This window comes from Solwaraspora sp. WMMA2059 (genome assembly GCF_027497315.1).
Lineage (GTDB): Bacteria > Actinomycetota > Actinomycetes > Mycobacteriales > Micromonosporaceae > Micromonospora_E.
Genome location: NZ_CP114908.1, coordinates 1,737,102 through 1,760,573, shown reverse-complemented (window position 1 = coordinate 1,760,573; position 23,472 = coordinate 1,737,102). Strand labels below are relative to the sequence as shown.

Annotated in this window: 25 protein-coding genes; 17 read left to right on the top strand and 8 right to left on the bottom strand. The window is 70.7% G+C overall.

The annotated features are described in order from the left end of the window. The first annotated feature begins 4 nt into the window (after positions 1-4). From O7553_RS08035 to O7553_RS08025, 3 genes are all read left to right on the top strand, one after another. Positions 5-1,105, top strand: a complete 1,101-nt coding sequence (locus O7553_RS08035; RefSeq protein WP_281554187.1) for a nitroreductase — start codon at positions 5-7, stop codon at positions 1,103-1,105. After that, on the top strand, positions 1,102-1,980 hold the full coding sequence (locus O7553_RS08030; RefSeq protein ID WP_281554186.1) for a universal stress protein: 879 nt from the start codon (positions 1,102-1,104) through the stop codon (positions 1,978-1,980). The genes O7553_RS08035 and O7553_RS08030 overlap by 4 nt, the downstream gene beginning before the upstream one ends. A 163-nt stretch (positions 1,981-2,143) precedes the next feature. Further along, a complete protein-coding gene (locus O7553_RS08025; RefSeq protein ID WP_281555530.1) occupies positions 2,144-3,775 on the top strand; it encodes a GAF domain-containing protein in 1,632 nt (543 codons plus the stop codon). Positions 3,776-3,838: 63 nt separating this feature from the next. Here O7553_RS08025 and O7553_RS08020 read toward each other — a convergent pair whose 3' ends face one another. Continuing rightward, positions 3,839-4,477 carry a response regulator transcription factor gene (locus O7553_RS08020; RefSeq protein ID WP_123600861.1) on the bottom strand — a complete coding sequence of 213 codons (639 nt, stop codon included), beginning with the start codon at positions 4,475-4,477 and terminating at the stop codon, positions 3,839-3,841. 180 nt (positions 4,478-4,657) lie between these two features. On the opposite strand from O7553_RS08020, the gene O7553_RS08015 reads away from it, so the two are divergent. Both O7553_RS08015 and O7553_RS08010 read left to right on the top strand, forming a co-directional pair. Next, positions 4,658-5,632, top strand: a complete 975-nt coding sequence (locus O7553_RS08015; protein WP_281555529.1) for a nitroreductase family protein — start codon at positions 4,658-4,660, stop codon at positions 5,630-5,632. After that, positions 5,629-6,504 (top strand): universal stress protein, encoded by an 876-nt coding sequence (locus tag O7553_RS08010; RefSeq protein WP_281554185.1) that lies wholly within the window; start codon positions 5,629-5,631, stop codon positions 6,502-6,504. The genes O7553_RS08015 and O7553_RS08010 overlap by 4 nt, the downstream gene beginning before the upstream one ends. Positions 6,505-6,542: 38 nt before the next feature. Here O7553_RS08010 and O7553_RS08005 read toward each other — a convergent pair whose 3' ends face one another. From O7553_RS08005 to O7553_RS07995, 3 genes are all read right to left on the bottom strand, one after another. Continuing rightward, positions 6,543-7,646, bottom strand: coding sequence for a Vms1/Ankzf1 family peptidyl-tRNA hydrolase (locus tag O7553_RS08005; protein ID WP_281554184.1), 1,104 nt, complete (start codon positions 7,644-7,646; stop codon positions 6,543-6,545). 129 nt (positions 7,647-7,775) lie between these two features. Beyond that, positions 7,776-9,809, bottom strand: a complete 2,034-nt coding sequence (locus O7553_RS08000; RefSeq protein WP_281554183.1) for a glycogen debranching N-terminal domain-containing protein — start codon at positions 9,807-9,809, stop codon at positions 7,776-7,778. Next, positions 9,806-10,180 (bottom strand): SCP2 sterol-binding domain-containing protein, encoded by a 375-nt coding sequence (locus O7553_RS07995; protein ID WP_281554182.1) that lies wholly within the window; start codon positions 10,178-10,180, stop codon positions 9,806-9,808. Before O7553_RS07995 ends, O7553_RS08000 begins: the two co-directional genes overlap by 4 nt. Before the next feature lie 410 nt (positions 10,181-10,590). On the opposite strand from O7553_RS07995, the gene O7553_RS07990 reads away from it, so the two are divergent. The 8 genes from O7553_RS07990 (at position 10,591) to O7553_RS07955 (ending at position 18,962) form a co-directional block, all read left to right on the top strand. Continuing rightward, positions 10,591-11,676, top strand: coding sequence for a lytic polysaccharide monooxygenase (locus tag O7553_RS07990; RefSeq protein ID WP_281554181.1), 1,086 nt, complete (start codon positions 10,591-10,593; stop codon positions 11,674-11,676). A gap of 294 nt (positions 11,677-11,970) precedes the next feature. Next, on the top strand, positions 11,971-12,813 hold the full coding sequence (locus O7553_RS07985) for a nitrilase-related carbon-nitrogen hydrolase (RefSeq protein WP_281554180.1): 843 nt from the start codon (positions 11,971-11,973) through the stop codon (positions 12,811-12,813). 15 nt (positions 12,814-12,828) lie between these two features. After that, complete coding sequence (gene hydA, locus O7553_RS07980) at positions 12,829-14,235, top strand: dihydropyrimidinase (RefSeq protein WP_281554179.1); 1,407 nt, start codon at positions 12,829-12,831, stop codon at positions 14,233-14,235. A gap of 14 nt (positions 14,236-14,249) precedes the next feature. Then, complete coding sequence (locus O7553_RS07975) at positions 14,250-15,263, top strand: TIGR03842 family LLM class F420-dependent oxidoreductase (protein WP_281554178.1); 1,014 nt, start codon at positions 14,250-14,252, stop codon at positions 15,261-15,263. Further along, positions 15,260-16,153, top strand: coding sequence for an ABC transporter permease subunit (locus O7553_RS07970; RefSeq protein ID WP_281554177.1), 894 nt, complete (start codon positions 15,260-15,262; stop codon positions 16,151-16,153). Before O7553_RS07975 ends, O7553_RS07970 begins: the two co-directional genes overlap by 4 nt. Then, entirely contained in the window at positions 16,150-16,983 is an 834-nt protein-coding gene (locus O7553_RS07965) for an ABC transporter ATP-binding protein (RefSeq protein ID WP_281554176.1), read from the top strand. Before O7553_RS07970 ends, O7553_RS07965 begins: the two co-directional genes overlap by 4 nt. Continuing rightward, a complete protein-coding gene (locus O7553_RS07960) occupies positions 16,980-17,744 on the top strand; it encodes an ABC transporter permease (protein ID WP_281554175.1) in 765 nt (254 codons plus the stop codon). The genes O7553_RS07965 and O7553_RS07960 overlap by 4 nt, the downstream gene beginning before the upstream one ends. A 78-nt stretch (positions 17,745-17,822) precedes the next feature. After that, positions 17,823-18,962: an ABC transporter substrate-binding protein gene (locus tag O7553_RS07955; protein ID WP_281554174.1), complete on the top strand. Its 1,140-nt coding sequence runs from the start codon at positions 17,823-17,825 to the stop codon at positions 18,960-18,962. 142 nt (positions 18,963-19,104) lie between these two features. Here O7553_RS07955 and O7553_RS07950 read toward each other — a convergent pair whose 3' ends face one another. Together O7553_RS07950 and O7553_RS07945 are read right to left on the bottom strand one after the other, a co-directional pair. Further along, on the bottom strand, positions 19,105-19,434 hold the full coding sequence (locus tag O7553_RS07950) for a helix-turn-helix transcriptional regulator (RefSeq protein WP_281554173.1): 330 nt from the start codon (positions 19,432-19,434) through the stop codon (positions 19,105-19,107). Continuing rightward, a complete protein-coding gene (locus O7553_RS07945) occupies positions 19,431-19,619 on the bottom strand; it encodes a type II toxin-antitoxin system RelE/ParE family toxin (protein WP_281554172.1) in 189 nt (62 codons plus the stop codon). The genes O7553_RS07950 and O7553_RS07945 overlap by 4 nt, the downstream gene beginning before the upstream one ends. Before the next feature lie 47 nt (positions 19,620-19,666). On the opposite strand from O7553_RS07945, the gene O7553_RS07940 reads away from it, so the two are divergent. From O7553_RS07940 to O7553_RS07925, 4 genes are all read left to right on the top strand, one after another. After that, positions 19,667-20,341 (top strand): GntR family transcriptional regulator, encoded by a 675-nt coding sequence (locus tag O7553_RS07940; protein WP_281554171.1) that lies wholly within the window; start codon positions 19,667-19,669, stop codon positions 20,339-20,341. A gap of 157 nt (positions 20,342-20,498) precedes the next feature. Beyond that, positions 20,499-21,071, top strand: coding sequence for a hypothetical protein (locus O7553_RS07935; RefSeq protein ID WP_281554170.1), 573 nt, complete (start codon positions 20,499-20,501; stop codon positions 21,069-21,071). A gap of 38 nt (positions 21,072-21,109) precedes the next feature. Continuing rightward, on the top strand, positions 21,110-21,877 hold the full coding sequence (locus tag O7553_RS07930) for a glycosyltransferase family 87 protein (protein ID WP_281554169.1): 768 nt from the start codon (positions 21,110-21,112) through the stop codon (positions 21,875-21,877). 78 nt (positions 21,878-21,955) lie between these two features. Beyond that, the gene (locus O7553_RS07925) at positions 21,956-22,357 is read left to right on the top strand and encodes a hypothetical protein (protein WP_281554168.1); all 402 of its coding nucleotides are present in this window, start codon (positions 21,956-21,958) and stop codon (positions 22,355-22,357) included. 193 nt (positions 22,358-22,550) lie between these two features. Here O7553_RS07925 and O7553_RS07920 read toward each other — a convergent pair whose 3' ends face one another. Then, a complete protein-coding gene (locus tag O7553_RS07920; protein ID WP_281554167.1) occupies positions 22,551-22,835 on the bottom strand; it encodes a hypothetical protein in 285 nt (94 codons plus the stop codon). Then, positions 22,835-23,221 carry a hypothetical protein gene (locus O7553_RS07915; protein WP_281554166.1) on the bottom strand — a complete coding sequence of 129 codons (387 nt, stop codon included), beginning with the start codon at positions 23,219-23,221 and terminating at the stop codon, positions 22,835-22,837. Before O7553_RS07915 ends, O7553_RS07920 begins: the two co-directional genes overlap by 1 nt. Positions 23,222-23,472 lie beyond the last annotated feature (251 nt).

Genomic DNA, 23,472 nt, shown 5'->3' with positions numbered 1-23,472 from the left:
GCAGATGGACGAGGTCACCACCAACGGGACCGGGACCGGGACCGGGACCACCGTCGACACGGCGGTGACCGGCGTCGACGCCGCGACCGCCGACCGGCCGTTGGCCGCCGTACTGGCCGAGGCCGCCGCGGCCGCCGGCTACGCGCCGTCGGTGCACAACACCCAGCCGTGGCAATGGCGGGTCCGGCCGGACAGTCTGGAGCTGCGCGCCGCCCGGGACCGGCAGTTGCCGGCCACCGATCCGGACCGCCGGTTGCTCATCCTCAGCTGCGGCGCCGCGCTGCACCACGCGAGGATCGCGCTCGCCGCTCAGGGCTGGACGGCGCAGGTGCAACGGCTGCCGGACCCGGCCGAGGAGGACCTGCTGGCGGTGCTGCGACCCACCGAACGGATCGCGGTCCAGGCCGACACCGTCCGGATGTTCCAGGCGATGCAGGTGCGACACACCGACCGTCGGCCGGTCAGCGACGAACCGCTACCGGTCGCGGCGGTCACCGCGGTCACCGCCGCCGCCGGCACCGGCGTCCAGCTGCAGATCCTCTCCTCCGACCAGGTGATGCTGCTCGCTGCGGCGGCCAGCCGGGCGGAGGAGGCCGAGTCGGAGGACCCGCAGATCCGCGGCGAACTCGACTACTGGACCGGGCTGGGCACCCCGCCCGGCACCGGACTGCCCGAGGAGGTCCTGCCGGAGCGGGCCGCGCAGACCACGGTGCCCGGACGCGACTTCGGCCGGTCCGGCACCCTGCCGGTCGGCGGCGGGCACGACCGGGCCGCCGTCTACGCCCTGCTCTTCGGTGACGACGACGAACCGACGTCCTGGCTGGCCGCTGGCGAGGCGCTCTCGTCGGCCTGGCTGACCGCGACCGAGCTGGGCATCTCGGTGGTTCCGCTGAGCGGGGCGGTCGAGGTGGCCGCCACCCGGCAGACCCTGCGACACATCCTCGCCGGGCTCGGCTACCCGTACCTGGTGCTACGGCTCGGCATCGCCAGCCCGGACCACGCCGGCCCACCGCACCCGCCGAGGATACCGGCGGCTCAGCTGGTGGACACCAGTGAGGTGAACGCCGCGAACCCCCACGCCACCGACCCCGAGGAGGGTCGATGAATCCCGACGGACCCGTACTGGTCGGCGTCGACGGTTCCAAGGCCGCGGTGCAGGCCGTCCGGCTGGCCGCCCGGGAGGCCGCGATGCGACGGCGCCCGCTGCGGATCGTGCACGCCTTCGTCTGGCCGGCGCTGCAGGCACCGATGGCGTTGGCACCAGCGGTGCCGCCGGAAGGTGAGGTCGAACGGTACACCCGGGAGATCGTCGACGAGGCGGCCAAGGCGGCGGCCGACGAAGCGCCGCAGCTCGAGATCGCCACCCAGGTGGTCGACGGGGCCGCCGCAATGGTCCTGCTCGCCGAGGCACGCTCCGCCGCGCTGGTCGTCCTCGGCGACCACGGATTCGGACCGATCTCCGGGGCGCTGATCGGCTCCGTCGCCTCCCAGGTGGCGACCCACGCCGACGGCCCGGTGCTGGTGGCCCGGGGCGACTGCGACCGCAGCGGTCCGGTCATCGTCGGGGTGGACGGCTCCGAGCTGTCGGCACAGGCCGTCGGGTTCGCCGCCGAGGCGGCCGACCTGCGCGGTACGGAGTTGCTCGCGGTCCACACCTGGACCCATCCGCCGTCTATCGGACCGGGTGACATGCAACCGCTGGTCTACGACGCGGCGGCGCTGCAGGCGGAGGAGGAGGCGCTGCTCGCCGAGTCGGTGGCCGGGGTCCGCCAGCGGCATCCCGACCTGACCGTACGGCAGCTGTCGGTCCAGGGGCGGGCGACGAAGGTGCTGACCGAGGAGTCGGCCCGGGGTCAGCTGCTGGTGGTCGGCGCCCGCGGGCGGGGCGGCTTCACCGGGCTGCTGCTCGGCTCGGTGAGCAACGCCCTGCTGTACCGCAGTCAGTGTCCGCTGGTCGTGGTCAGGCCGGCACGGCACTGAGTGGGCCGGACCGGCGGGCGGCGAGCCGAGCCGGTCCGGCGACGGGCCGGCTAGCATCGTCGCTGTGAGCGCCGCGAACCCCCCGCCGGCCGAGCACCGCGACGCGCCGTCGCTCGGCCTGACCCCACTGTCCCGGGTCCGACTGGACCAGCTGCTACACGAGATGCTCGACCGGGTCGGCGAGGTCGTCACCAGTCGGGAGCGGCTCCGTGCGTTGCTCGACGCGGTGGTCGGCATCGGCACCGACCTGGAGCTGCACAGCACCCTGCGGCGCATCGTCGAGGCGGCGTGCGGGTTGGCCGGAGCCCGGTACGGCGCCCTCGGGGTGATCGGCCCGGACCGCCATCTGGTCGATTTCGTCACCCACGGCATCGACCCGCAGACGCACGCGGCGATCGGTGACCTGCCGCACGGTCGGGGCGTTCTCGGCCTGCTCATCGACGATCCGGCACCGGTGCGGATGCCGGACATCACCAGGCACCCGCGGTCGTACGGATTCCCGCCGCACCATCCGCCGATGCACAGTTTCCTGGGAGTGCCGCTGCGCATCCGCAACCAGGTGTTCGGCAACCTGTACCTGGCCGAGAAGCAGGGCGCGGCCGAGTTCACCGAGGACGACGAGGAGATCGTGACGGCGCTGGCCGCCGCCGCCGGCGTGGCGATCGAGAACGCCCGGCTGTACGAGTTGGCCAACCGACGCGAACGTTGGCTGGCCGCCACCGCAGAGATCACCGGCGTACTGCTCGGCACCGTGCGCCGCACCGACGCGCTGGCCCTGGTCGCCCGGCGGGCACGTGAGGTGGCCGAGGCGGAGATGGTGCTGGTCCTGGTCAACGATGACGAGGCGGCCCAGTTCACGGTCGAGGTGGTGGACGTACCGCGGGGGTCGACCTCCGGGCTGGTCGGCGCGGTGCTGCCGGCTGGTGAGACCAGCTTCGCCGGCGCGATCACCAGCGGTGAGCCGATCATGGTGGAGAGCCTGGCGAAGGCGGCACCGTGGCCGGTGCCGGTCACCGCCGGACCGGCGGTGATCTCTCCGCTGACGGTCTCGGAGACACTGCACGGCGTGCTGGTGGTGGCGCACCGCGCGGACGCTGCCGGGCCGGCCGACGGGGACGCGCCGCTGCTGGCCAGCTTCGCCGGTCAGGCGGCGCTGGCCATCGAGCGGGCCCGGGCGCAGGAGGAACGCGAGCTGCTGGTGGTGCTGGAGGACCGGGAACGGATCGCCCGCGACCTGCACGACGTGGTGATCCAGCGGCTGTTCGCCACTGGGCTGCAGTTGCAGAGCGCCATGCCGCTGTGCAGTGGCCGACCGGAGATCGGAACACGGATCAACACCGCCGTCGACGATCTGGACTCCACCATCAGGGACATCCGCCGGGCGATCTTCGAGCTGCGTACCCCGATGAGCGCGGTCCTGCGTACCGAGTTGCGCGAGGCGGTCGACTCGGCCGCCGACGGGTTGGGCTTCCGGCCCGCCCTGCAACTGGACGGGCCGGTGGACAGCGCCGTGCCTGACCAGATCCGTCCGGACCTGCTGGCGGTGCTGCGGGAGGCGCTGTCCAACGTGGTACGGCATGCCCGGGCGAGCCAGGTCGCGGTACGGGTGTCAGCACTCGGCGGGGAAATCGCGCTGACGGTGACCGACAACGGCGTCGGAGTGGACCCGGCCGCCGCCCGGGGCGGGTTGGTCAACATGCGGGAACGTGCCGAACAGCGCGACGGAGCCTTCTCGGTGGCCGCCGGGGATCCGCGCGGCACCATCCTGACCTGGAAAGTCCCGTTACGGGACTGACCTGACCCGGAATGGTCCCGTTACGGGACTGACCTGACCCGGAATGGTCCCGTTACGGCAGGGTCAGTGACGCGGGCCGAGCAGCCGGGTGGCGAGCACCGCCGCCTGGGTCCGCCGCTCCAGGCCGAGCTTGGCGAGCAGGCTGGAGACGTAGTTCTTCACGGTCTTCTCGGCGAGGAACATCTTGCCGGCGATCTCCCGGTTGGTCAGCCCTTCGGCGACGTACTCCAGGATCCGGCGTTCCTGCTCGGTGAGCGACTTCAGCTCGTGCGGCTCCTCGACGCCGCTGCGGATCCGCTCCAGCACCCGGCGGGTCACCGCCGGGTCGAGCAGCGACTGACCGGCCGCCACCCGGCGTACCGCGTCCACCAGGTCGGTGCCCCGGATCTGCTTGAGCACGTAACCGGCGGCACCGGCCATGATCGCGGCGAAGAGCGCTTCGTCGTCCTCGTACGAGGTGAGGATCAGCCCGTTGATGGACGAGTCGACGGCCCGCACGTCCCGGCAGACGTCGATGCCGTTGCCGTCCGGCAGCCGGGCGTCGAGGATCGCCACGTCCGGGCGCAGCGCCGGGATGCGCCGGGCAGCCTCCTGCGCGGACCCGGACTCGCCGATCACCTCGATGTCACCGCTGCTCTGCAGCAGGTCGGCAAGGCCACGGCGGACGACCTCATGGTCGTCGAGCAGGAAGACGCGGATCATCCTCTGTTTCTACCCTGTCGCGGGGCGCTACAGCCAGGGACCAAAGTCCCGGGCGCCGGGGTCGCCTGGGGCAGGTGACGGCGGGCGAGGCAGTCGAGACGGACGGGCCCGGTGGCCCGGGAGGATCCGGGACGTACGGCCCTGCCGGTGCCGGCCCGGACCGGACACCGTGTAGTCATGTTGACCACCACGTTCACCATGGCCCAGCTGCGCACCGCGGTGACCGCGGCGGTCCGCGCCCCGTCGCTGCACAACAGCCAGCCGTGGCGGTTCCGGCTGGTCGGCAGCGCGATCGAGCTCCGGCTCGACCCGGACCGGCTGCTCACCGCCTGCGATCCGACCGGCTGGGCCGCCCGGATCGGCTGCGGGGCCGCCCTGTTCAACCTGCGGCTTGCCCTGGCCGCCGCCGGCACACCGGCCGAGGTCCGGCTCCGCCCCGAGCCGGCCGACCCGTGGCTGCTGGCCCGGCTGGTGCCCGGACCACCGCGGCCAGTCACGCCGGCCGAGTCCAGGCTGTACGCCGCAGTGCCACGCCGGCACAGCAACCGGCTGCCGTTGCGGCCGGATCCGGTGCCGCCGCCGGTGCGGCGGCGGCTGATCGAGGCGGCCCAGGCCGAGGGCGGCTGGCTGGAGCTGGTGGTCGGCTCAACCGCCGTCACCGCCGTCGCGGAGATCGCCACCAGCGCCAACCGGGTGCTCGACCGGGATCCCGGGTACCGGGCGGAAGTAGCGCGGTGGACCCGGCACTTCCCGGCACCGGACGGGGTGCCGGCGGCCGCCGGTGGACCGGTCGCGGAGCCGCACGACCTGCTTCCCCGGCGACCGTTCGGCAGTGCCCGTCGCACCCCTGGCCGCGACTTCGAGTCCGAGCCGCTGGTGGCGGTGCTCGGCGCGACCGGCAACACGCCGAGCGACCAGCTCACCGCCGGGCAGGCGCTGCAGCGGGTGTTGTTGACGGCCACCGACGCCGGCCTGGCCGCGTCGATGCTGTCCCAGCCGATCGAGGTCACTCAGGCCCGCGAGCAGCTCCGGCTGGCACTCGGACGATTCGGAACACCACAAATGGTCATCAGGATCGGATACGGTCAGCCCGGCCGACCGACGCCACGTCGGGATCCGGCCGACGTGATCGACACGGTCCTGGAGGAACGATGAGTGACCCGATCGTCGCAGGGGTGGACGGATCACCGGCCAGCTTGTGCGCCGCCCGGCACGCCGCCGAGGCCGCGGTCCGGCACGGCGCGCCGTTGGTACTGGTCCACGGCTATCTGCACGCCTTCGGGTACGGGATCCCGATCAATCCGTACGACGGCGAACTACCCGGGCCGAACGAGGAAGGTGAGCGGATGCTCGCCGAGACCGCCGCGCAGCTGCGCGGCGAGCGGCCCGGCATAACGGTGCAGACCCGGCAGGTGGCAGCCGGCGGGGCCCCTACGTTGATCGAGGAGTCTCGGCACGCGGAGCTGGTCGTGGTCGGCAGTCGGGGCCTCGGCGGCTTCACCGGGCTGCTGCTCGGCTCGGTCAGTTCACAGGTGGCCGGGCACGCACACTGCCCAGTGCTGGTGGTCCGGCCACCGGATGCGCCCGTCGAGGCGGACGGCCCGGTACTGGTCGGCGTCGACGGTTCGGCGCACGCGGAGCAAGCCCTGCACGCCGCAGCCGACGAAGCCGCCGCGCGCCGGGTCGGGCTGGCCGTACTCCACGTCTGGTGGCCGAGTCCGATGCGGGACAGCACGGAGGTCGCGGCACCGGCCGACGGTGCCCGCCGGGAGGCCGACGAACTGCTCGACGCCGCCGTCGCCGCCGTCCGGCGACGCCATCCGGACCTGCCCATCGAGCAGCGGCCGTTGGAAGGGGTCGAGGCGGACGCGGTGATGGTCGAGGCGAGCCGCAAGGCCGGTCTGGTGGTGGTCGGTTCCCGTGGTCGCGGCGGCTTCACCGGGCTGCTGCTCGGCTCGGTCAGTCAGACACTGGTGCACCACGCACACTGCCCGGTGCTGGTGGCCCGCCCACATTCGCACCGCTGACCGGCCCGCCAGCCGGGTCGGACGTCCCTGCCGCCCGGTCAGACGGTGTAGCGCAGGATCGCACCGACGCCGTCGGGCACCTGGTCGGCGAGCTTGTCCGGCACCACCACCAGCCGGGTTCCGCCGGCGAGGGCGGCCCGCACGGCGGCATCACCCAGCGGCACCTCGACGGGATCCGTCACGCCGAAAACGGCCACCGCGCCGACCGTGGCACCGACCTGGTCGGGCTGCGGTCCGGCGTACGCCGAACGGGTTGTCAGCTGCGGGTCGTCGACCAGCAGCAGGGTGTCGACCTGCCGGCGGGCGAGCGTCGCGAGCGTGTCCGACGCCCCAGCGGCGGCCCGGTCAGCCTGGCCGATCTCCCGCCGGTACGCCGCGACGGCGGCGGCCACGTCCGCGTCGGCGATGCCCTCCACCACGTCGACGGCCTGTTCGACCGCCGCGTCGGTGGTGTCGTAGGCGCCCTGCACCTCGTGCAGCAGTTCGGCGACCCGGGTCGGCGACTTGTCCCGTAGGAACTGCACCGCCCGGACGTCCCCGGTGACCACGACCGCCCGGGGTCGGACCTCGTCGACCAGTTCGGCGAGCCGCTCGGCCACCAGCGTCGCGTTGGCCTCCCAGCGGTCCTCGGCCCGCTGCTGGTACCGCCGCTGGGACCAGCCGCCCGGATGCGACCGGGTGATGTGCAACGTCTCCCCGGCGACCGACTCGGTCACCTCCACACCGTCCGGCTGCAGGGCGACGATCTCGGCGCCGACCCGGTCGGTCGCCACCACCAGAACGGGTAGCTGCCGCTGCTGCCAGCGCAACAGGGGCAACAGGTGCGGGATCGCACCGTAGCTGGCGATCTCCCGCTCCGGCGGTTCCGGCAGCTGACGCACCAGCCGCACCCGCTCTGCGTCGGCGATCACCACCAGGGTGTCCCCGTCGGCGTAGGCCCGGTTCGTCAGCCCGCCGATCACGTCGAGCAGTTCGCCAGGCGCCCCCGCCTCGGCCAGCCGTTGGCGGGCCGCCCGCCAGCGCAGCTGGACCTGCTCGCCGGTGTCCGGGGCCCGGCCGCTGGTGTCCAGGTAGAGCGACACGAACGGGCCGGGGACGGTGGCCAGGTCGGCGAGGGTGGTACGGGGCGTGGTCGAAGTCACCGTAGGTCCTTCCTTGGTCGTCGGCAGGTCGTCCCTTTGCGGTACCCGGTAGCCGCTGCGGATACTCCACCCGGCGTCGCCGGTGCCCTGCCTCGGGTTGACCTACCGGAGTCGGCTGCATGCGACGGATCAGTGCCCACGGCCGAACACGTCGACCAGCCCCCACCGACCGGGGAGGTCCAGCAGCTCGATCCGGCCGATGCCGCGCGGCAGGTGCGGGCGGACGATCAGATGCTCGCCCTTCGGGTCGAGACCGAGCATGGAACACAGGAACATCAACACCGCCCCGGCCGACCAGGAGTGCGGGCTGCACGCAGCCGGCAGCTGAACCGGATACTTGGTCAACTTCCGGTCGTAGCCCGCGAACGCGCTGGGCAGGCGGCCGTCGAAGAACTCCGAAGCATCGATGATGGCACCCGCTACCCGGGCGGCTTCCTGATGGAAGCCGTACTGACGCATGCCGTGGGCGATGAGGGCGTTGTCGAACGGCCAGATCGCCCCGGTGTGGAAGCCGACCGGGCTGTACCGCCCGTCGCCCTCGGCAAGGGTACGGATGCCCCAGCCGGTGAAGAGCCGCTCGCTCATCAGATGTTTGACGACGTGCCGAGCCTTGTCCGGGTCGACGATACCGCTCCACAGCAGGTGCCCCATGTTCGAGGCGCAGGCGTCGACGTGGTTGCCATCGGCGTCCACGCCGAGCGCGTAGTAGCGGCCGTCGCGGATCCAGAACCTCTGGTTGAACCGGCGCTTGAGCTCGGCGGCCTGGGCTTCGAGCTCGGCGGCGTACGCCGGATCGTTCCACACCTCACGGGCCAACCGGGCACCGCGACGTTTGGCGTCGTAGGCATAACCCTGGAGCTCGCAAGTGGCCCGGGGGCCGACCGGTAACCGACCATCGCGGTAGGAAATGGCATCGGGCGTGTCTTTCCAGCACTGGTTCTCCACGCCAAGTCGGTCGTTGCGTCTGGCGTACCAGAGGTAGCCGTCGCCCATGATGTCGCCGTACTCGTCGATCCACCGCAACGCCCGTCGGGTGTGGAACTCGAGCTCCTGGGCGATCGAGGTATCTCCGGTCCATCTGTCGTACGCGTCGAGCAGGATGACGAACAGCGGCGTCGTGTCGGCCGCACCGTAGTAGGGGCAGGCGGCGATCTCCCCGAACCCGGCTCGCTCTCCGAACCGGAACTCCTGGAGGATCTTGCCGGGTTCCTCCTCGGCGAAGTCGTCGAGCCGGGTTCCCTGCGCGTCCGCGAGAAAGTGCAGGACGTTCGGCACCATCGACGGGATGAACGGCAGTAGCTGCAGGCAGGTTACGATGCTGTCCCGACCCTGCAGTCCCATCATCCAGGGCAGTCCGGCGGAGAACTGCTGTTCCCCACGCAGGTTCCCGGTAAAACGCAGTGCCGCCAGATCGGTGAGACTGCGGCGGTACGCCTGGTCGAGTGGGGCCGAGTCACAGCTCAGGGTGGGGGCGGCGGCGAGCCACTCGGCCAGCACCCGGCTCGCATCCACCATGCCCGGGGCGTCGAAGTTTGGCGCGGTCACCCGGATGTCCCGCCCATGGATGCCGCGCACCCAGTAGATCAACTGCAGGACGGTCTCCCACGATCCGTGCGGCCCGACGCTGATGTCGAACGTCATCCCGTGGTCGTCAATCGCCGCCTCAGCGCTGCTGGTGATCACCACTTCACGGCACTGATTCTCCCGGGTGTAGTACATGTGCAGGGTGTCCTGCTCGACAGCGGTGGAAATCTTCCCTTTCTTGTGCACGTTGGCGTACTCGGTGGAGTCTGCGAAGTCGGTGGCGATGTCGAGCCGGACCCGTAGGTCGACCGCGACTTCCTGGTGGTTGAGCACGGTCAGCTGCTCCACGAAGGCGCCACCACCGAGGCGACGCTGGCGGATCACCGACATGCTCGCGTCGACGTAGTGGGTCGGCTCGCCCGGAACAAGGAAGTAGCGCGATTCGAAGTACTGAAGGTCGTCAACGGACAGCACGGAGAGGCGTTCGCCGTTGACGGTGAGATTCCAGACGGACAGGTAGCGCATGTCGAAACCGAACAGCCCGGTAGGCATATCCGTCGAGGGCGACACGTCACCGCGCTCGTCGCTGACCATGAACAGGTTGCCTTCGAGGATGCTGGTGTACTTGAGGTTCGTCACCTGGCTTCCTTCCAACCCTCCGCCAGCTGCCGCGGATGCCGGGCACCCACCATGTCGGGCAGCAGCCAGTTGAGCATCGGCAGCAACGCGATCACGCCCTCCAGGGTGAGCCCGAAGCGGATGAATGCGGGGAAGAGTCGTTCCTTCCCGCACAGGATCTGTTCGAACAACACGCTGTCGATGGCGACGACACAATCCGCATCGGCACCGGACTGTTCGGCCCGCACGCGGCCCGCCGCGAAACGCAGCAGCCACTGCTCAGTGTGATCGCGGTACCGCACGTCGAAGCGCAGCGAGCCGTCGACTGCTGGGGGCAACCGAGGATCGCGTTCGTGGACGCTGGCGAAGAAGGCCTCCGTGGTCGCTGACAACCCGCCACCTCCCTCGCCTGCCACCTCCCTCGCCTGCTACTGGACGAGTCTGCCGCCAGGCCGGACGCGACATTGCCGATCGCGTCGGCAATCACCCGTCAGGGTGTTTGACGACGCCGTGGGCAGCTCACGCGGGTCCGCGCCGCCGACGCGGACCGCGGTCGGCAGATCCGCCGCCCTCATCGGCGATCCCCGCGCAGCCCCCACACACCACCATGTATTGACTTTCGTTGAAGTGAGCGTGATTCTTAGGTAGGACAGCTTCGGGAGCCGGCAGCCACGCGGGAGCAGGGCAACTCTCCGCAGGACCGTGACGCGCAGCGCACATCCGTGCGCGCTCGCGGGCGACGATCCGTGCTTTCGCTACCGCGCCCCGTACCGGCGCGCACCAACCGAGGTTGGAGTCTGTAATGCCCACACTCACCACCACCGGCCGGCGACCACTCGCGCTGTACGCCCTGGTCGTTGCCGTCGCCGCCGGGCTGCTGCTGACCACCGCACTGGCCAATGTCGCCTCGGCCCATGGATCAGTGCTCGATCCGGCCTCCCGCAACTACGGATGTCTCGACCGCTGGGGCGGGAACCACATGGCACCGGAGATGGCCACCGAGGATCCCATGTGCTATCAGGCATGGCAGGCCAACGCTGCCGCCATGTGGAACTGGAACGGCCTCTACCGCGAAGGCGTCGGCGGCAACCACCAGGGCGCCATCCCGGACGGCCAGCTCTGCAGCGGTGGACGCACCGAGGGCGGCCGCTACAACGCCATGGACGCCATCGGCAACTGGCGGGCCAAGTCAATCAGCAACTCGTTCAGCGTCCGATTGTTCGATCAAGCCAGCCACGGTGCCGACTACATCCGGGTGTACGTGACCCGGCAGGGCTTCAACCCGATCAGCCAGGCACTGGGCTGGGGCAATCTGGAGCTCGTCGCCCAGATCGGCAACACGCCGGCGTCGCAGTGGCAGAGCGTGCCCAGCGGGGTGCAGATCGACATCCCGGCGACCGCGCCGGGGCGCACCGGCCGACACATGGTCTACACCATCTGGCAGGCCAGCCATATGGACCAGTCCTACTACTTCTGCAGCGACGTGAACTTCGGCGGCAGCAACCCGCCGCCCACCACCGCACCTCCGACCACGCCGCCGCCCACCACGGCCCCGCCCACCACCGCACCCCCGACCACGCCGCCGCCCGGATCGGCCGGATGTACCGCCTCCTACACGGTCGCATCGAGCTGGTCCGGCGGCTTCCAGGGTGAGGTCCGGGTGACCGCCGGCTCCTCGGCGATCAGCGGCTGGACGGTGACCCTGGCCTACCCGAGCGGGCAGACCGTGCAGCAGGCGTGGAACGCCACGGTCTCGGCCAGCGGGTCGACGGTTACCGCCCGTAACGTCGCCTACAACGGCAGCCTCGGCGCCGGTGCCAGCACCAGCTTCGGGTTCATCGGCTCGTCGTCCGGCGGCACCCCGTCGGTGACCTGCAGCGCCTCCTGACGGCGTACCGGCCACGCAAACACCCGACCGGGGCGGTGTCGCGACTCGCGACACCGCCCCGGTCGTCATGTCCGGCCCGCCACAGATCGACTCTCGTCGACAGTGGTCGACCACATAACACATTCGAAACAAGCGGTAACACGGACATGATTGTCAGCCATTGCCGGCGTGGTTACAGTCGTACCTTCTCGCCAGCCGGGAAGCGCAGCTCACGGCCGGCGGGCCGGGTCAGCCATGCTGTCCGCCAGTGGATCGACGGTGCCGGGAAACCGCCGCCGCAGAAGGGATCCGCCCATGTCAGGAGTCGTCCGCGCCGCCATCGTCCAGACCGCCTGGACCGGCGACAAGGAATCCATGATCAAAGCCCACGAGGAGTACGTGCGGCAGGCGGCCGCCGCCGGCGCGAAGATCATCTGCTTCCAGGAGCTGTTCTACGGGCCGTACTTCTGCCAGGTGCAGGAGAGCGAGTACTACGCGTACGCCGAGTCGATCCCCGGGCCGACCACCGAACGCTTCGCCGCCCTGGCCGCCGAGCACGGCATGGTGATGGTGCTTCCGATGTACGAACGGGAGCAGGCCGGCATCCTCTACAACACCGCCGCGGTGATCGACGCCGACGGCAGCTACCTGGGCAAGTTCCGCAAGACCCACATCCCCAACGTCAAGGGCTTCTGGGAGAAGTTCTACTTCCGCCCCGGCAACCTCGGCTACCCGGTCTTCGACACCGCCGTCGGCCGCATCGGTGTCTACATCTGCTACGACCGGCACTTCCCGGAAGGCTGGCGGGCGCTCGGCCTGGCCGGCGCACAGATCGTGTTCAACCCGTCGGCGACCAGCCGCAGCCTCTCGTCGTACCTGTGGAAGCTGGAACAGCCGGCGGCGGCGGTGGCCAACGAGTACTTCATCGCCGCGATCAACCGGGTCGGCGTCGAGGCCGACTACGGCGACAACGACTTCTACGGCACCTCCTACTTCGTCGACCCGGAAGGCAAGTTCGTCGGCGACACCGGGGACCCGTACCAGCCGGAGCTGATCGTCCGCGACCTCGACCTCGACCTGATCGAGACGGTCCGCAACCGGTGGGCCTTCTACCGCGACCGCCGCCCGGACGCCTACGGCGACCTGGTCCAGCCCTGACCGGCGGAGGAAGCCATGAGTCTGCTGATCACCGGCGGCACCGTCGTCGGACCGACCGGACCGTACGCCGCCGACGTGCTCGTCGACGGCGAGACGATCGCCGCGATCTTCGCCCCCGGCACCGGACCGACCGACGGGGTCGAGGTCCTCGACGCGGCCGGCAAGTACGTCATCCCCGGCGGCGTCGACGTGCACACCCACATGGAACTGCCGTTCGGCGGCACGTTCGCCAGCGACACCTTCGACACCGGCACGAAGGCCGCCGCCTTCGGCGGCACCACCACGATCATCGACTTCGCGGTGCAGCGCGCCGGTGAGGTGGTCGGCGACGGACTGACCGCCTGGCACGCCAAGGCGCAGGGCAACTGCCACGTCGACTACGGCTTCCACATGATCATCGGCGGGGTGGACGACGAGTCACTCAAGGCGATGGACTCCCTGGTCGCCACCGAGGGGATCACCAGCTTCAAGCTGTTCATGGCGTACCCAGGTGTGTTCTACAGCGACGACGGGCAGATCCTGCGGGCGATGCAGAAGGCCCGCGACAACGGCGCCATGATCATGATGCACGCCGAGAACGGCATCGCGATCGACGTGCTGATCGGGCAGGCCCTGGCCCGGGGCGAAACCGACCCGGTCCACCACGGGCTGACCCGCCCGTCCGCGCTGGAGGCCGAGGCGACCAGCCGGGCCATCGCGCTGGCCGGGGTCGCCGCCGACTGCCCGCTCTACATCGTGCACCTGTCCGCCAGCGAAGCCCTCGCCGCCGTCGCGTCCGCCCGCGACGCCGGCCGCAACGTGTTCGCCGAAACCTGCCCGCAGTACCTCTACCTGACCCTGGAGGACCAGCTCGGCGCGCCCGGCTTCGAAGGCGCCAAGTGGGTCTGCTCCACCCCGCTGCGCAGCAAACACGAACCGCACCGCGCCGACCTGTGGCGCGGCCTGCGCACCAACGACCTGGCGGTGGTCTCCACCGACCACTGCCCGTTCTGCTTCAAGGACCAGAAGGAACTCGGCCTCGGCGACTTCTCCAAGATCCCTAACGGGATCGGCGGCGTCGAACACCGGGTCGACCTGATCTACCAGGGCGTCGTCGACGGCAAGCTGTCCCTGGCCCGCTGGGTGGAGACGATCGCCACCACCCCGGCCCGGATGTTCGGTCTCTACCCGCGCAAGGGCGTCATCGCCCCCGGATCCGACGCCGACATCCTCGTCTACGACCCGGCCGGCCGGACCACGATCTCGGCCGCCACCCACCACATGAACATGGACCACTCGTCGTACGAGGGTTTCGAGATCACCGGCAAGGTCGACACCGTGCTGTCGCGGGGCACCGTCCTGGTCAGCGGCGACGGCACCTACCACGGACGCGCCGGCCACGGCCGCTACCTGCGCCGCGGCCTGTCGGACTACCTGCTCTGAAGGGGGTACGCCAGATGGACTTCGGCGTCGTGTTCCAGTGTGACCCGCCCGGCCGCGAGCTGGTGTCGCTGGCCCAGCAGGCCGAGCAGGCCGGCTTCAGCCATGTGTGGACGTTCGACTCGCACGTACTGTGGCAGGAGCCGTTCGTCATCTACAGCCAGATCCTCGCCGCCACCACATCGGTGACAGTCGGGCCGATGGTGACCAACCCCAGCACCAGGGACTGGACCGTCACCGCGTCGACGTTCGCCACCCTCAACGAGATGTACGGCAACCGCACGGTCTGCGGCATCGGCCGGGGCGACTCGGCGGTCCGGGTCCTCGGTGCCCGCCCCACCACCCTCGCCGAGCTGCGCGAATGCGTCACCGTCATCCGTGACCTGGCCGCCGGGCGGACCGTACGCTACCGCGACCGGGACATCACCTTGCCGTGGGTCAGTGACGGGGCGCTGGAGGTCTGGGTCGCCGCGTACGGGCCGAAGGCGCTCGCCCTGGCCGGCGAGGTCGGCGACGGCTACATCCTGCAGCTCGCCGACCCGGACATCGCCGCATGGATGATCGGCGCGGTCCGGGCCGCCGCCGAACGCGCCGGCCGCGACCCGGACGCGGTCACCTTCTGCGTCGCCGCCCCCGCCTACGTCGGCGACGACCTGGCCCACCAGCGGGACCAGACCCGCTGGTTCGGCGGCATGGTCGGCAACCACATCGCCGACATCGTCGCCCGCTACGGCGGCGACGGCAGCGCGGTGCCGAAGGTGCTCACCGACTACATCGCCGGCCGGCAGGGCTACGACTACGCCGAACACGGCCGGGCCGGCAACACCCACACCGACTTCGTACCGGACGAGATCGTCGACCGGTTCTGCCTGCTCGGCCCGGCCGAGGAGCACCTGCGGCGGCTCGCCGAGCTGCGGGAGCTCGGCGTCGACCAGTTCGCCGTCTACCTGCAACACGACGCCAAGCAGGAAACCCTGACCGCGTACGGCGAGCAGATCATCCCCGCGTACCGCCGGGTGGTCGCGTCTTGACCAGCGGCCCGACCAGCAGCTGGGCGCGGCGGGCCGGCGTCGCCGGGGCCGCGCTGGGCGCGCTCGCCCTGGCCGCCGCAGTCTGGGAGGGCTACAAACTGGTCGGCGACCCCGACGGTACGGACCTGTTCGGCGTACCGCTGCTGCCGCGCGCCGACGACGCCGCCATGCCGCACCTGGCCGACGTGGTCGCCGGCCTCGGCGACGTCGACGTCGCCGCCGGCCAGCCGGTGTGGCGGGTCGTCGTCGACGCCTGCCTGTTCACCCTCGGGGTGACCGGCGTCGGGTTCGCCGCCGGCACCCTGGTCGGGCTGATCCTGGCGGTGGCGATGCAGCGGCTGCGGATCGCCGAACGGGGACTGCTGCCGTACGTGGTGCTGTCGCAGACCGTGCCGTTGGTCGCCCTCGCCCCGGTGATCGCCGGCTGGGGCGGGCGGCTGTCGATCGGCGCCTACCCGTGGCAGCCGTGGATGTCGGTCGCGGTGATCGCCGCGTACCTGGCGTTCTTCCCGGTCGCCGTCGGCATGCTGCGCGGCCTGCAGTCACCACCGGCCGCCGGGGTCGAGCTGATGCGCAGCTACGCGGCCGGCTGGTGGCGCACCTTATGGAAACTGCGGGCCCCGGCCGCGCTGCCGTACCTGTTCCCGGCGCTACGGCTGGCCGGGGCGGCGGCCGTGGTCGGCGCCGTCGTCGGGGAGATCTCCACCGGCACCCGGGGCGGCATCGGCCGGCTGATCCTGGAATATTCGCGGCAGGCGACCAGCGCCCCGGCGAAGGTGTACGCGGCGATCCTCGGTGCCGCCGCGCTCGGCCTGGTCGTCGCCGCCACGGTGACCCTGCTGGAGCTGGGGCTGACCCGCCACCAGCGGCGAGTGGCGGTGACCGGATGAGCAATGAATTCGCCGTCGAGATCACCGGGGTCGACAAGGTCTTCAACGCCGGCCGGGCCGACACGGTCACCGCGCTGACCGGGGTGGAGCTGACCGTCGGGCGGGGCGAGTTCGTGTCGCTGATCGGGCCGTCCGGCTGCGGCAAGAGCACCCTGCTGCGGCTGATCGCCGACCTGATCACCCCGACCGCCGGCACGGTCACCGTCAACGGCAAGGCCGCCCGGCAGGCCAGACTCGACCAGGAGTACGGCATCGCCTTCCAGCAGGCCGGGCTGTTCGACTGGCGGACGGTACGGCGCAACGTCGAACTGCCGCTGGAGCTGCGCGGGGTGCGGCGGACGCAGCGCAGGGAACGGGTCGACGAGATGCTGCAGTTGGTCGGGCTCGCCGACTTCGCCGGCCACTACCCGGCTCAGCTCTCCGGTGGCATGCAGCAGCGGGTGGCGATCGCGCGGGCGCTCGCCGTACACCCGCCGTTGCTGTTGATGGACGAACCGTTCGGTGCCCTCGACGAGATGACCCGCGAACGCCTGCAGGACGAACTGCTCGGCATCTGCGCCCGCACCGCGACCAGCACCGTCTTTGTCACCCATTCGATCTCCGAGGCGGTGTACCTGTCCGACCGGGTGGTGGTGATGTCGGCCCGGCCGGGTCGGATCACCGCCATCGTCGACGTCGCCCTCGGCGAGCGCACCGAGCAGACCCGGCAGTCGGCGGAGTTCTTCGCCGCCGTCACCGAGGTCCGCCGGGCGTTGCGCGGCACCGACGCGCCGGCTACCGGAGCCGCGCCGGCCTCGGCACCGGCGGCTGCCGAATCGGCGGCGCAGTGAGGTCGTTGCGGGCGGCCGGGCCGCCGGTCGCCGTCGGGCTCGTCGGGCTGGCGCTGTGGGAAGCGACGGTACGGCTGGGCCGGGTCGCCCCGTACGTGCTGCCGTCGCCGTCGGCGATCGCCGAACAGTTCTGGGCCAGCCGCACGGTGGTGCTGACCGCCGGGCTGGCCAGCGGCACCAACGCGCTGATCGGCCTGCTCGCCGGGGCGACGCTCGGGGTGGCAGTGGCGTTGGCGGTGAGCCGGCTGCGGCTGCTCAGTGAGGTGTCGGTGCCGCTGGCGGCGCTGGTCAACGCGCTGCCGATCATCGCGCTCGCCCCGGTGCTGAACAACATGTTCGACGCGGCCAGCAGCGTGCCCCGGCGGATCGTCGTCGGCCTGGTCGCGTTCTTCCCGGTCTTCGTCAACACGCTGCGCGGGCTGCGCCAGGTGCAGCCGATCCACCGCGAGCTGATGGCCAGCTACGCCGCTGGCGGCTGGACCTTCGCCCGGCTGGTGCGGCTGCCCGGTGCGCTACCGTTCGTCTTCACCGGGCTGCGCCAGGCGTCGTCGCTGGCGGTGATCGCGGCCGTGGTCGCCGAGTACTTCGGTGGGCTGCAGGACGGGCTGGGGGCGCGGATCACCTCGGCGGCGTCGCTCACCGCGTACCCCCGGGCCTGGGCGTTCGTGGTCGGCGCCTGCCTGCTCGGCCTGGTCTTCTACCTGGCGACCCTGGCTCTGGAACGCCTCGCGATGCCGTGGCGCACCGGCCAGACCCCGTGACCTCCGCTTCCCCTGGCGCTCCCGTCCGCGCGCCGCAGTCCCCCGCTCCATCATCGCGACCAGGAGGAACGACGCCAGATGAGAAGACGGATGGCCGCCGCGGCGGCGCTGACGGGTGCCGCGCTGCTGATCAGCGCCTGCGGTACGGCGGACGAGGAGCCGGAGGCTGGTGGCGGTGCCACCGACGGCACCACCACGGTGAAGGTCCAGTTGCAGTGGTTCTTCCAGGCCCAGTTCGCCGGCTACATCGCCGCCGTCGAAAAGGGCTTCTACGAGGAGGAGGGCCTTGACGTCGAGCTGCTCGAAGGTGGGGTGGACATCGTCCCGCAGACGGTGCTCGCCCAGGGGCAGGCCGACTACGCGATCGCCTGGGTGCCGAAGGCGCTCGCGTCGCGGGAACAGGGCGCGCAGATCACCGATGTCGGGCAGATCTTCGCCCGCTCCGGCACCTACCAGGTGGCGTTCGCCGACTCCGGCATCACCGGGCCGGCGGACCTGCGCGGCAAGAAGGTCGGCAACTGGGGCTTCGGCAACGAGTTCGAGTTGTTCGCCGCGATGACCCAGGCCGGGCTGGACCCGGGTGCCGACGTGACCCTGGTGCAGCAGCAGTTCGACATGCAGGCGCTGCTGCGCGGCGACATCGACGCCGCCCAGGCGATGAGCTACAACGAGTACGCGCAGCTGCTGGAGGCGGAGAACCCGGACACCGGTGAGCTGTACACGCCGGAGGACTTCTCGGTGCTCGACTGGAATGATGTCGGGACCGCGATGCTGCAGGACGCCATCTGGGCCGACACCAGCAAGCTCGACGACCCGACGTACCAGGAGCAGACGGTCAAGTTCCTCACCGGCACCATCAAGGGCTGGGCGTTCTGCCGGGACAACCCGGAGGAGTGCCGGGACCTGTCCGTCGCGGCCGGGTCGACGCTGGGCGCCAGCCATCAGCTGTGGCAGGTCAACGAGGTCAACAAGCTGATCTGGCCGTCGACCGGCGGGATCGGGCTGATCGACGAGGCGGACTGGGCGCGTACGGTCGAGTTGTCGCTGGCCACGAAGAACCAGGACGGCCAGACGGTGCTGACCGCCGAGCCGGAGGGGTTGGCCTACACCAACGACTACATCACCGAGGCGCTCGAAGCGGCGGAGGCGGACGGCGTCGACGTCACCGGTGCCGACTTCACCCCGCTGACCGTGACCCTCAACCCCGGCGGCGCCTGAGCACCTGCTCTCTGGGAGTCGACGAGTACGCAGGCGCACATTGATGCGGTGACCGGGCCGGTGGCAACTGCCATCGGCCCGGCCGTCGATCCCGTAGGCATCCCCCGTCGAGACAGGGTGGTGGCGCCACCGGGTTTCTGGACTACGCGACGTCCAAGCGGACGTTCCCGATTCGCGCAACTATGTCGAGGTGCCCGCCAAGGCCCGTGACGTAGGCTCTCAGTGACTCGAGGCTCGTGGCCTCACCGTTCTCGATCTGGCTGATGCGCGCTTGCGACAGGCCCGCAGCCTCGGCCAGCTGCACCTGGGTGAGGCCCAGCTGCTTTCGAATCTCGGCGAGCTGGGCACCGCTCACGGAAGCCAGCATCTGCTGACGCATCGCGGCGCGTTGGGCAACGCGGTCAGGGCTGTCCCACTCAGGGTCGGCCGCCCGCGCCTTGGCTTTGACGTCTCGCCAGTTCGTCGGACTCACTCGTCCTCCTTGAGTAGCCTCAGGTGCTCGTCGAACCTCGCATCGGCCAGCGGGATCGCCGTGTCGTACCAGGCCTGCCACCGGCCAGACTTATCGCCCGCGACGAGAAACACCGCCTCTCGAAACGGATCGAAGGCGAAGATCATCCGGACTTCCGAACCGCCGGTCGATCCCGCTTCCGCCACCCGGTCGGCAGTGACCGGGTCGGTCCGGCAGCGGCTACGGCGAACGGGTGGCGGACGTCCTTCGTGAACGGATCAACGAGGGCGTCTTCCCACCCGGCGTCCGGCTGAGCGAGAACGCCCTCCGCGAGGCGCTCGGCGTGTCCCGCAACACCTTGCGGGAAGCGTTCCGGCTGCTGTCGCACGAGGGCCTGCTCACGCACGAGTTCAACCGCGGCGTCTTCATCCGGGAGCTGACCGCCGCCGACGTGCGAGACATCTACGCGTTCCGCCGGATCATCGAGGGCGCCGCGATTCTCGCCGCCGCCGACGCGCCACCGAGCGCGCTGGACCGCCTCGGCGAGGCGGTCGAGGCTGCCGAGGTCGCCGCCGACGCCAGCGACTGGACGCAGGTGGGTACGGCGAACATGCGGTTCCACCAGGCCGTCGCCGACCTGGCCGGCAGCAGCCGTCTCAGCCGGACCGCGCGTCGCCTGCTGGCTGAGCTACGTCTGGTGTTTCTGGTGGTCCCGGCCGCGCAGGCGTTCCACCAGCCCTACATCCGGTACAACCGGCAGATTCACCAGCTGCTCGTCACGGGCGAGTTGACCGAGGCCCATCGGGTCCTGACCGGCTACCTCGACGACGCCGAACGCCAACTCCTGGACGCTATCCCGCCACAGCGGACCGACGACGCTCCCCCGGCCGGCTCCGGCCGCGCGGCCCCTACGCGTACACCGCGATGAACGTCGTCCTGTGGGTGCTGCAGTGGACACTCGGCGCGGTGACCCTGTCGTCGTTCCTCAGCATGCCCTATCTCATCCGTCGGGGTTACGCACGCCAGCCGATCGGCGCGGCCGCGATGGCGACACGTTCGGGTTGTGTTGCGGCATCGGAGTGGTGGTGCCCTGGCTGGCCGGCCAGGCGCGGATCGTCACACCGATCGCTGCCATGGCGATCGGGCTGGTCACGGTCTTCGACAGCCTCACCAATCGGATGGACGCGGCGGACGCCACCTTCAACACCGCGGTGCTGGTGATGGCGGTGACCGTCGCAGCCGGCCGCTTCCACGACCTGAGCTCGGACACCGGTCCGACACCACCCCTGGGCTGGAGCTTGCTCCTCACCAGCACCGCCCTTGTGGTGGTCGCCATCTGGGGCGCCCGGTACGCGATCTCCCCGGCGCTGCGCTGGGCGCAGGCCGTCACCGGACTCGCCAGCGTACTGGTCGTCCTCAGCGCATTCGCCGGCCTCTGGGCGCGACGACCGAGCGTCGGTCGTTTGCCCGCAAATACCCCAAGATCAGTTGATGAAAACCGGGTTTGTGCCGGCGTGTCGCCCGTATTTTCATCAACTGATCTTCGCAACCGGCGACAGGATCGAGGCCAGATGGGCAGCGGCTACACCGACCAGGAGGGGCGCGACACGGGAAAGACAAGGCCGTCCAGTAGAGTCCACTGTACTGACTCAGCATGATGGCTACGGGGCGAGGCATGCACGATGTCCGGTCTGCTATGTCGCACCGGCTGAAGGACACGCCACACCAGCTGCGGGGCAGTGGCTTCGTTCACCCGGTCCGGGTCGCGGTCGCCGTCTGGTTCGCCGCAGCCGTCGTCGCCGTCGCCCAGTCGGCGGCGGCGCTCACCCGCGCCCGGCACGACCGCCTCGCCGACCTCGACGTGTACGTGGAGGCGACCACCGGTCTGCGGCAGGGCACCAGTCTCTACGACTACGCCGCTGCCGGCACCGAGGCGCCGTTCACCTATCCGCCCCTGTCCGGCCTGCTGTTCGTACCGCTGACGCTGATCGACATCGACGTGCTGCGGGTAATCTGGACGGCGGCCACCGTTGCGCTGGTGGCGCTGCTCGCCGTGATCGTGGCCCGCTCCGATGGGATCCACTGGCTCCTGCCCCGGCAGGTGGCACCGGCGGCGATCGCCCTGCTGCTGTTCGCGTCGGCTCCGGTCTCCAGCAACCTCCGGTTCGGCCAGGTCAGCGTGATCCTGACCCTGTTGGTGCTGGTCGACTGCCTGGGGCGTGCCCCGCGCCGGCTGGCGGGTGTCGCCACAGGTCTGGCCGCCGCCGTCAAACTCACCCCGCTGATCTTTATCCCCTACCTGTGGCTCGCTGGCGAGCGACGAGCGGCGGTCACCGCAGCTGGGACCTTCCTCGCCGGTACCGGTCTGGCCTGGCTGATCCTGCCGGGCGAGTCGGCACGGTTCTGGCTCACCGAGATGTGGGACGTCGACCGGGTCGGCAACATCGTCACCGCCGGCAACTAGTCGATCAACGGTGCCCTACTACGGCTGGGAGCACCCGACGACGCTCGTACCCTCGCACTGTTCACCGCCGGGCTCGCGGTGGTCGCGATCGCCCTGGTACGCGGCGCGGTCGCCTACCGGGACGGGGACCGGTTGGCCGGCGTGGTGATTGTCGGCGCCGCCGGCCTGGCGTTCTCGCCGGTGTCCTGGACCCACCATCAGACCTGGCTCGTGCTAGCCGCCCTACTGGTGGTGGGCGAGCGCCGAGGCCGCGCACCGGCCTGGACCGGTCTGGTGGCTGCCACCATGATCCTTCCGGTGATGTCGATGGGCGACGGGCTGCCCACCGCAGACCTGACCGACAACGTCCGGGTGCTGCTCGCGTTGGTGGTGGCCTGCCTGGTCCCGACCGTCGGGGGTCGACCAGGGTCCGGTCTTCCTGGGCGGGCCGAGGTGCCCAACCTCACTGCCCGACGCTTTAGGACGGCGGCTTGGCGGTAGTCAGTTCGCCGCAGCGGGGGCACCAGCGGCTCTTCACCTTGAACGAGAACAGCCCGGCGAGGTAGCCAAGCAACACGGCACTGGTCAGGGCACAAACGTCCATCGTGATCCACTTTCCACTGGGTCTGGAATGGGGTCGGGCTCGTGGTTGCCGCCACCGGCCCGACCCCGGCTCGCGCAGACGGCGGGCGGGTTATGGGTGTGCGGCTGGCAAGGGATCGACGCCGTTGGGTGGCCGGTGCCGCTGCAGCACCCCGGGGCGGGCCAGCGCTGACTTGTAGACGCCGATCGCGGCCATCCGCCCGTCCCGCCCGGCCAACGTGATCGTGGCGAGGATGCCCACCACCGGGGAATCGACGTCGTCCAGGCCGTTCCGGATGTCGGAAACCCGGACCGTCATCGACCGGTCGCCGAACACCCAGTCGGCCTTGCCGAGATGCAGCGTGTCACCGACCCGCAGGAGATCACCGTCGGCCATCAGTCGTCCCGCCCGTCGTGGACGTACCCGTCCGGCCACAACCCGGCGTACTGCAACACCGCCCGCACCCGACGCGCCTTGACCTGATCCCACCGGTCCAACACCGCCAACGCGCCGGTGAACGGGGGACACAGCGCCGGCCCGTCGCACGCCCGGCACTCGGCCAACCGGCTCGGCATGTGCACGGCGACCGTCTCCCGCGCCCGGTCCAACACGTCAGCGTCCGGCCGGTTCCGCATCGCCGCCGCCACCTCGTCCAGCACCGCCCGCTCGGCGTCGACAGCCGGCCGTTCGGCGTCCGGCGCAGACGCCACCCCGCGCGCGGCCAGCAGCCGGAAACGCGGATCACTCCCGATGTCCGTCTGCCCCGGCGTCCGTCGCGGCAACGGCGGCCGGTTCGGCGTCGGACCTTCATTGCGAACGACGTACGGCGACCCGCCATACCTACTGCGGGGACCTTGGTTCCTGGTCAAGAGCTTCTCCTTCGCAGGGAGGACTGTTAAGAGGTCTGCGGCAGGTACAGGGCCGAATTCAGGCACAGCGAGCAAGAGCACTGGGGTCACCAGTGCCCTCGATTCAACATCCGTGATCCGTGGGGGCCGGGATCCTTGGCCGACTGACCAGCGCAGGAACCTCA

Excerpts from the sequence above, each read along its gene's own strand:
- O7553_RS08020 (WP_123600861.1), bottom strand. The coding sequence starts at position 4,477 with ATGATCCGCGTCTTCCTGCTCGACGACCATGAGGTCGTCCGCCGTGGC.
- O7553_RS07985 (WP_281554180.1), top strand. The coding sequence starts at position 11,971 with ATGTCAGGAGTCGTCCGCGCCGCCATCGTCCAGACCGCCTGGACCGGC.
- O7553_RS07990 (WP_281554181.1), top strand. The coding sequence starts at position 10,591 with ATGCCCACACTCACCACCACCGGCCGGCGACCACTCGCGCTGTACGCC.
- O7553_RS07965 (WP_281554176.1), top strand. The coding sequence starts at position 16,150 with ATGAGCAATGAATTCGCCGTCGAGATCACCGGGGTCGACAAGGTCTTC.
- O7553_RS07975 (WP_281554178.1), top strand. The coding sequence starts at position 14,250 with ATGGACTTCGGCGTCGTGTTCCAGTGTGACCCGCCCGGCCGCGAGCTG.
- O7553_RS08025 (WP_281555530.1), top strand. The coding sequence starts at position 2,144 with ATGCTCGACCGGGTCGGCGAGGTCGTCACCAGTCGGGAGCGGCTCCGT.
- hydA (WP_281554179.1), top strand. The coding sequence starts at position 12,829 with ATGAGTCTGCTGATCACCGGCGGCACCGTCGTCGGACCGACCGGACCG.
- O7553_RS07930 (WP_281554169.1), top strand. The coding sequence starts at position 21,110 with ATGTCGCACCGGCTGAAGGACACGCCACACCAGCTGCGGGGCAGTGGC.
- O7553_RS08030 (WP_281554186.1), top strand. The coding sequence starts at position 1,102 with ATGAATCCCGACGGACCCGTACTGGTCGGCGTCGACGGTTCCAAGGCC.
- O7553_RS07955 (WP_281554174.1), top strand. The coding sequence starts at position 17,823 with ATGAGAAGACGGATGGCCGCCGCGGCGGCGCTGACGGGTGCCGCGCTG.
- O7553_RS08035 (WP_281554187.1), top strand. The coding sequence starts at position 5 with ATGGACGAGGTCACCACCAACGGGACCGGGACCGGGACCGGGACCACC.
- O7553_RS08010 (WP_281554185.1), top strand. The coding sequence starts at position 5,629 with ATGAGTGACCCGATCGTCGCAGGGGTGGACGGATCACCGGCCAGCTTG.
- O7553_RS07920 (WP_281554167.1), bottom strand. The coding sequence starts at position 22,835 with ATGGCCGACGGTGATCTCCTGCGGGTCGGTGACACGCTGCATCTCGGC.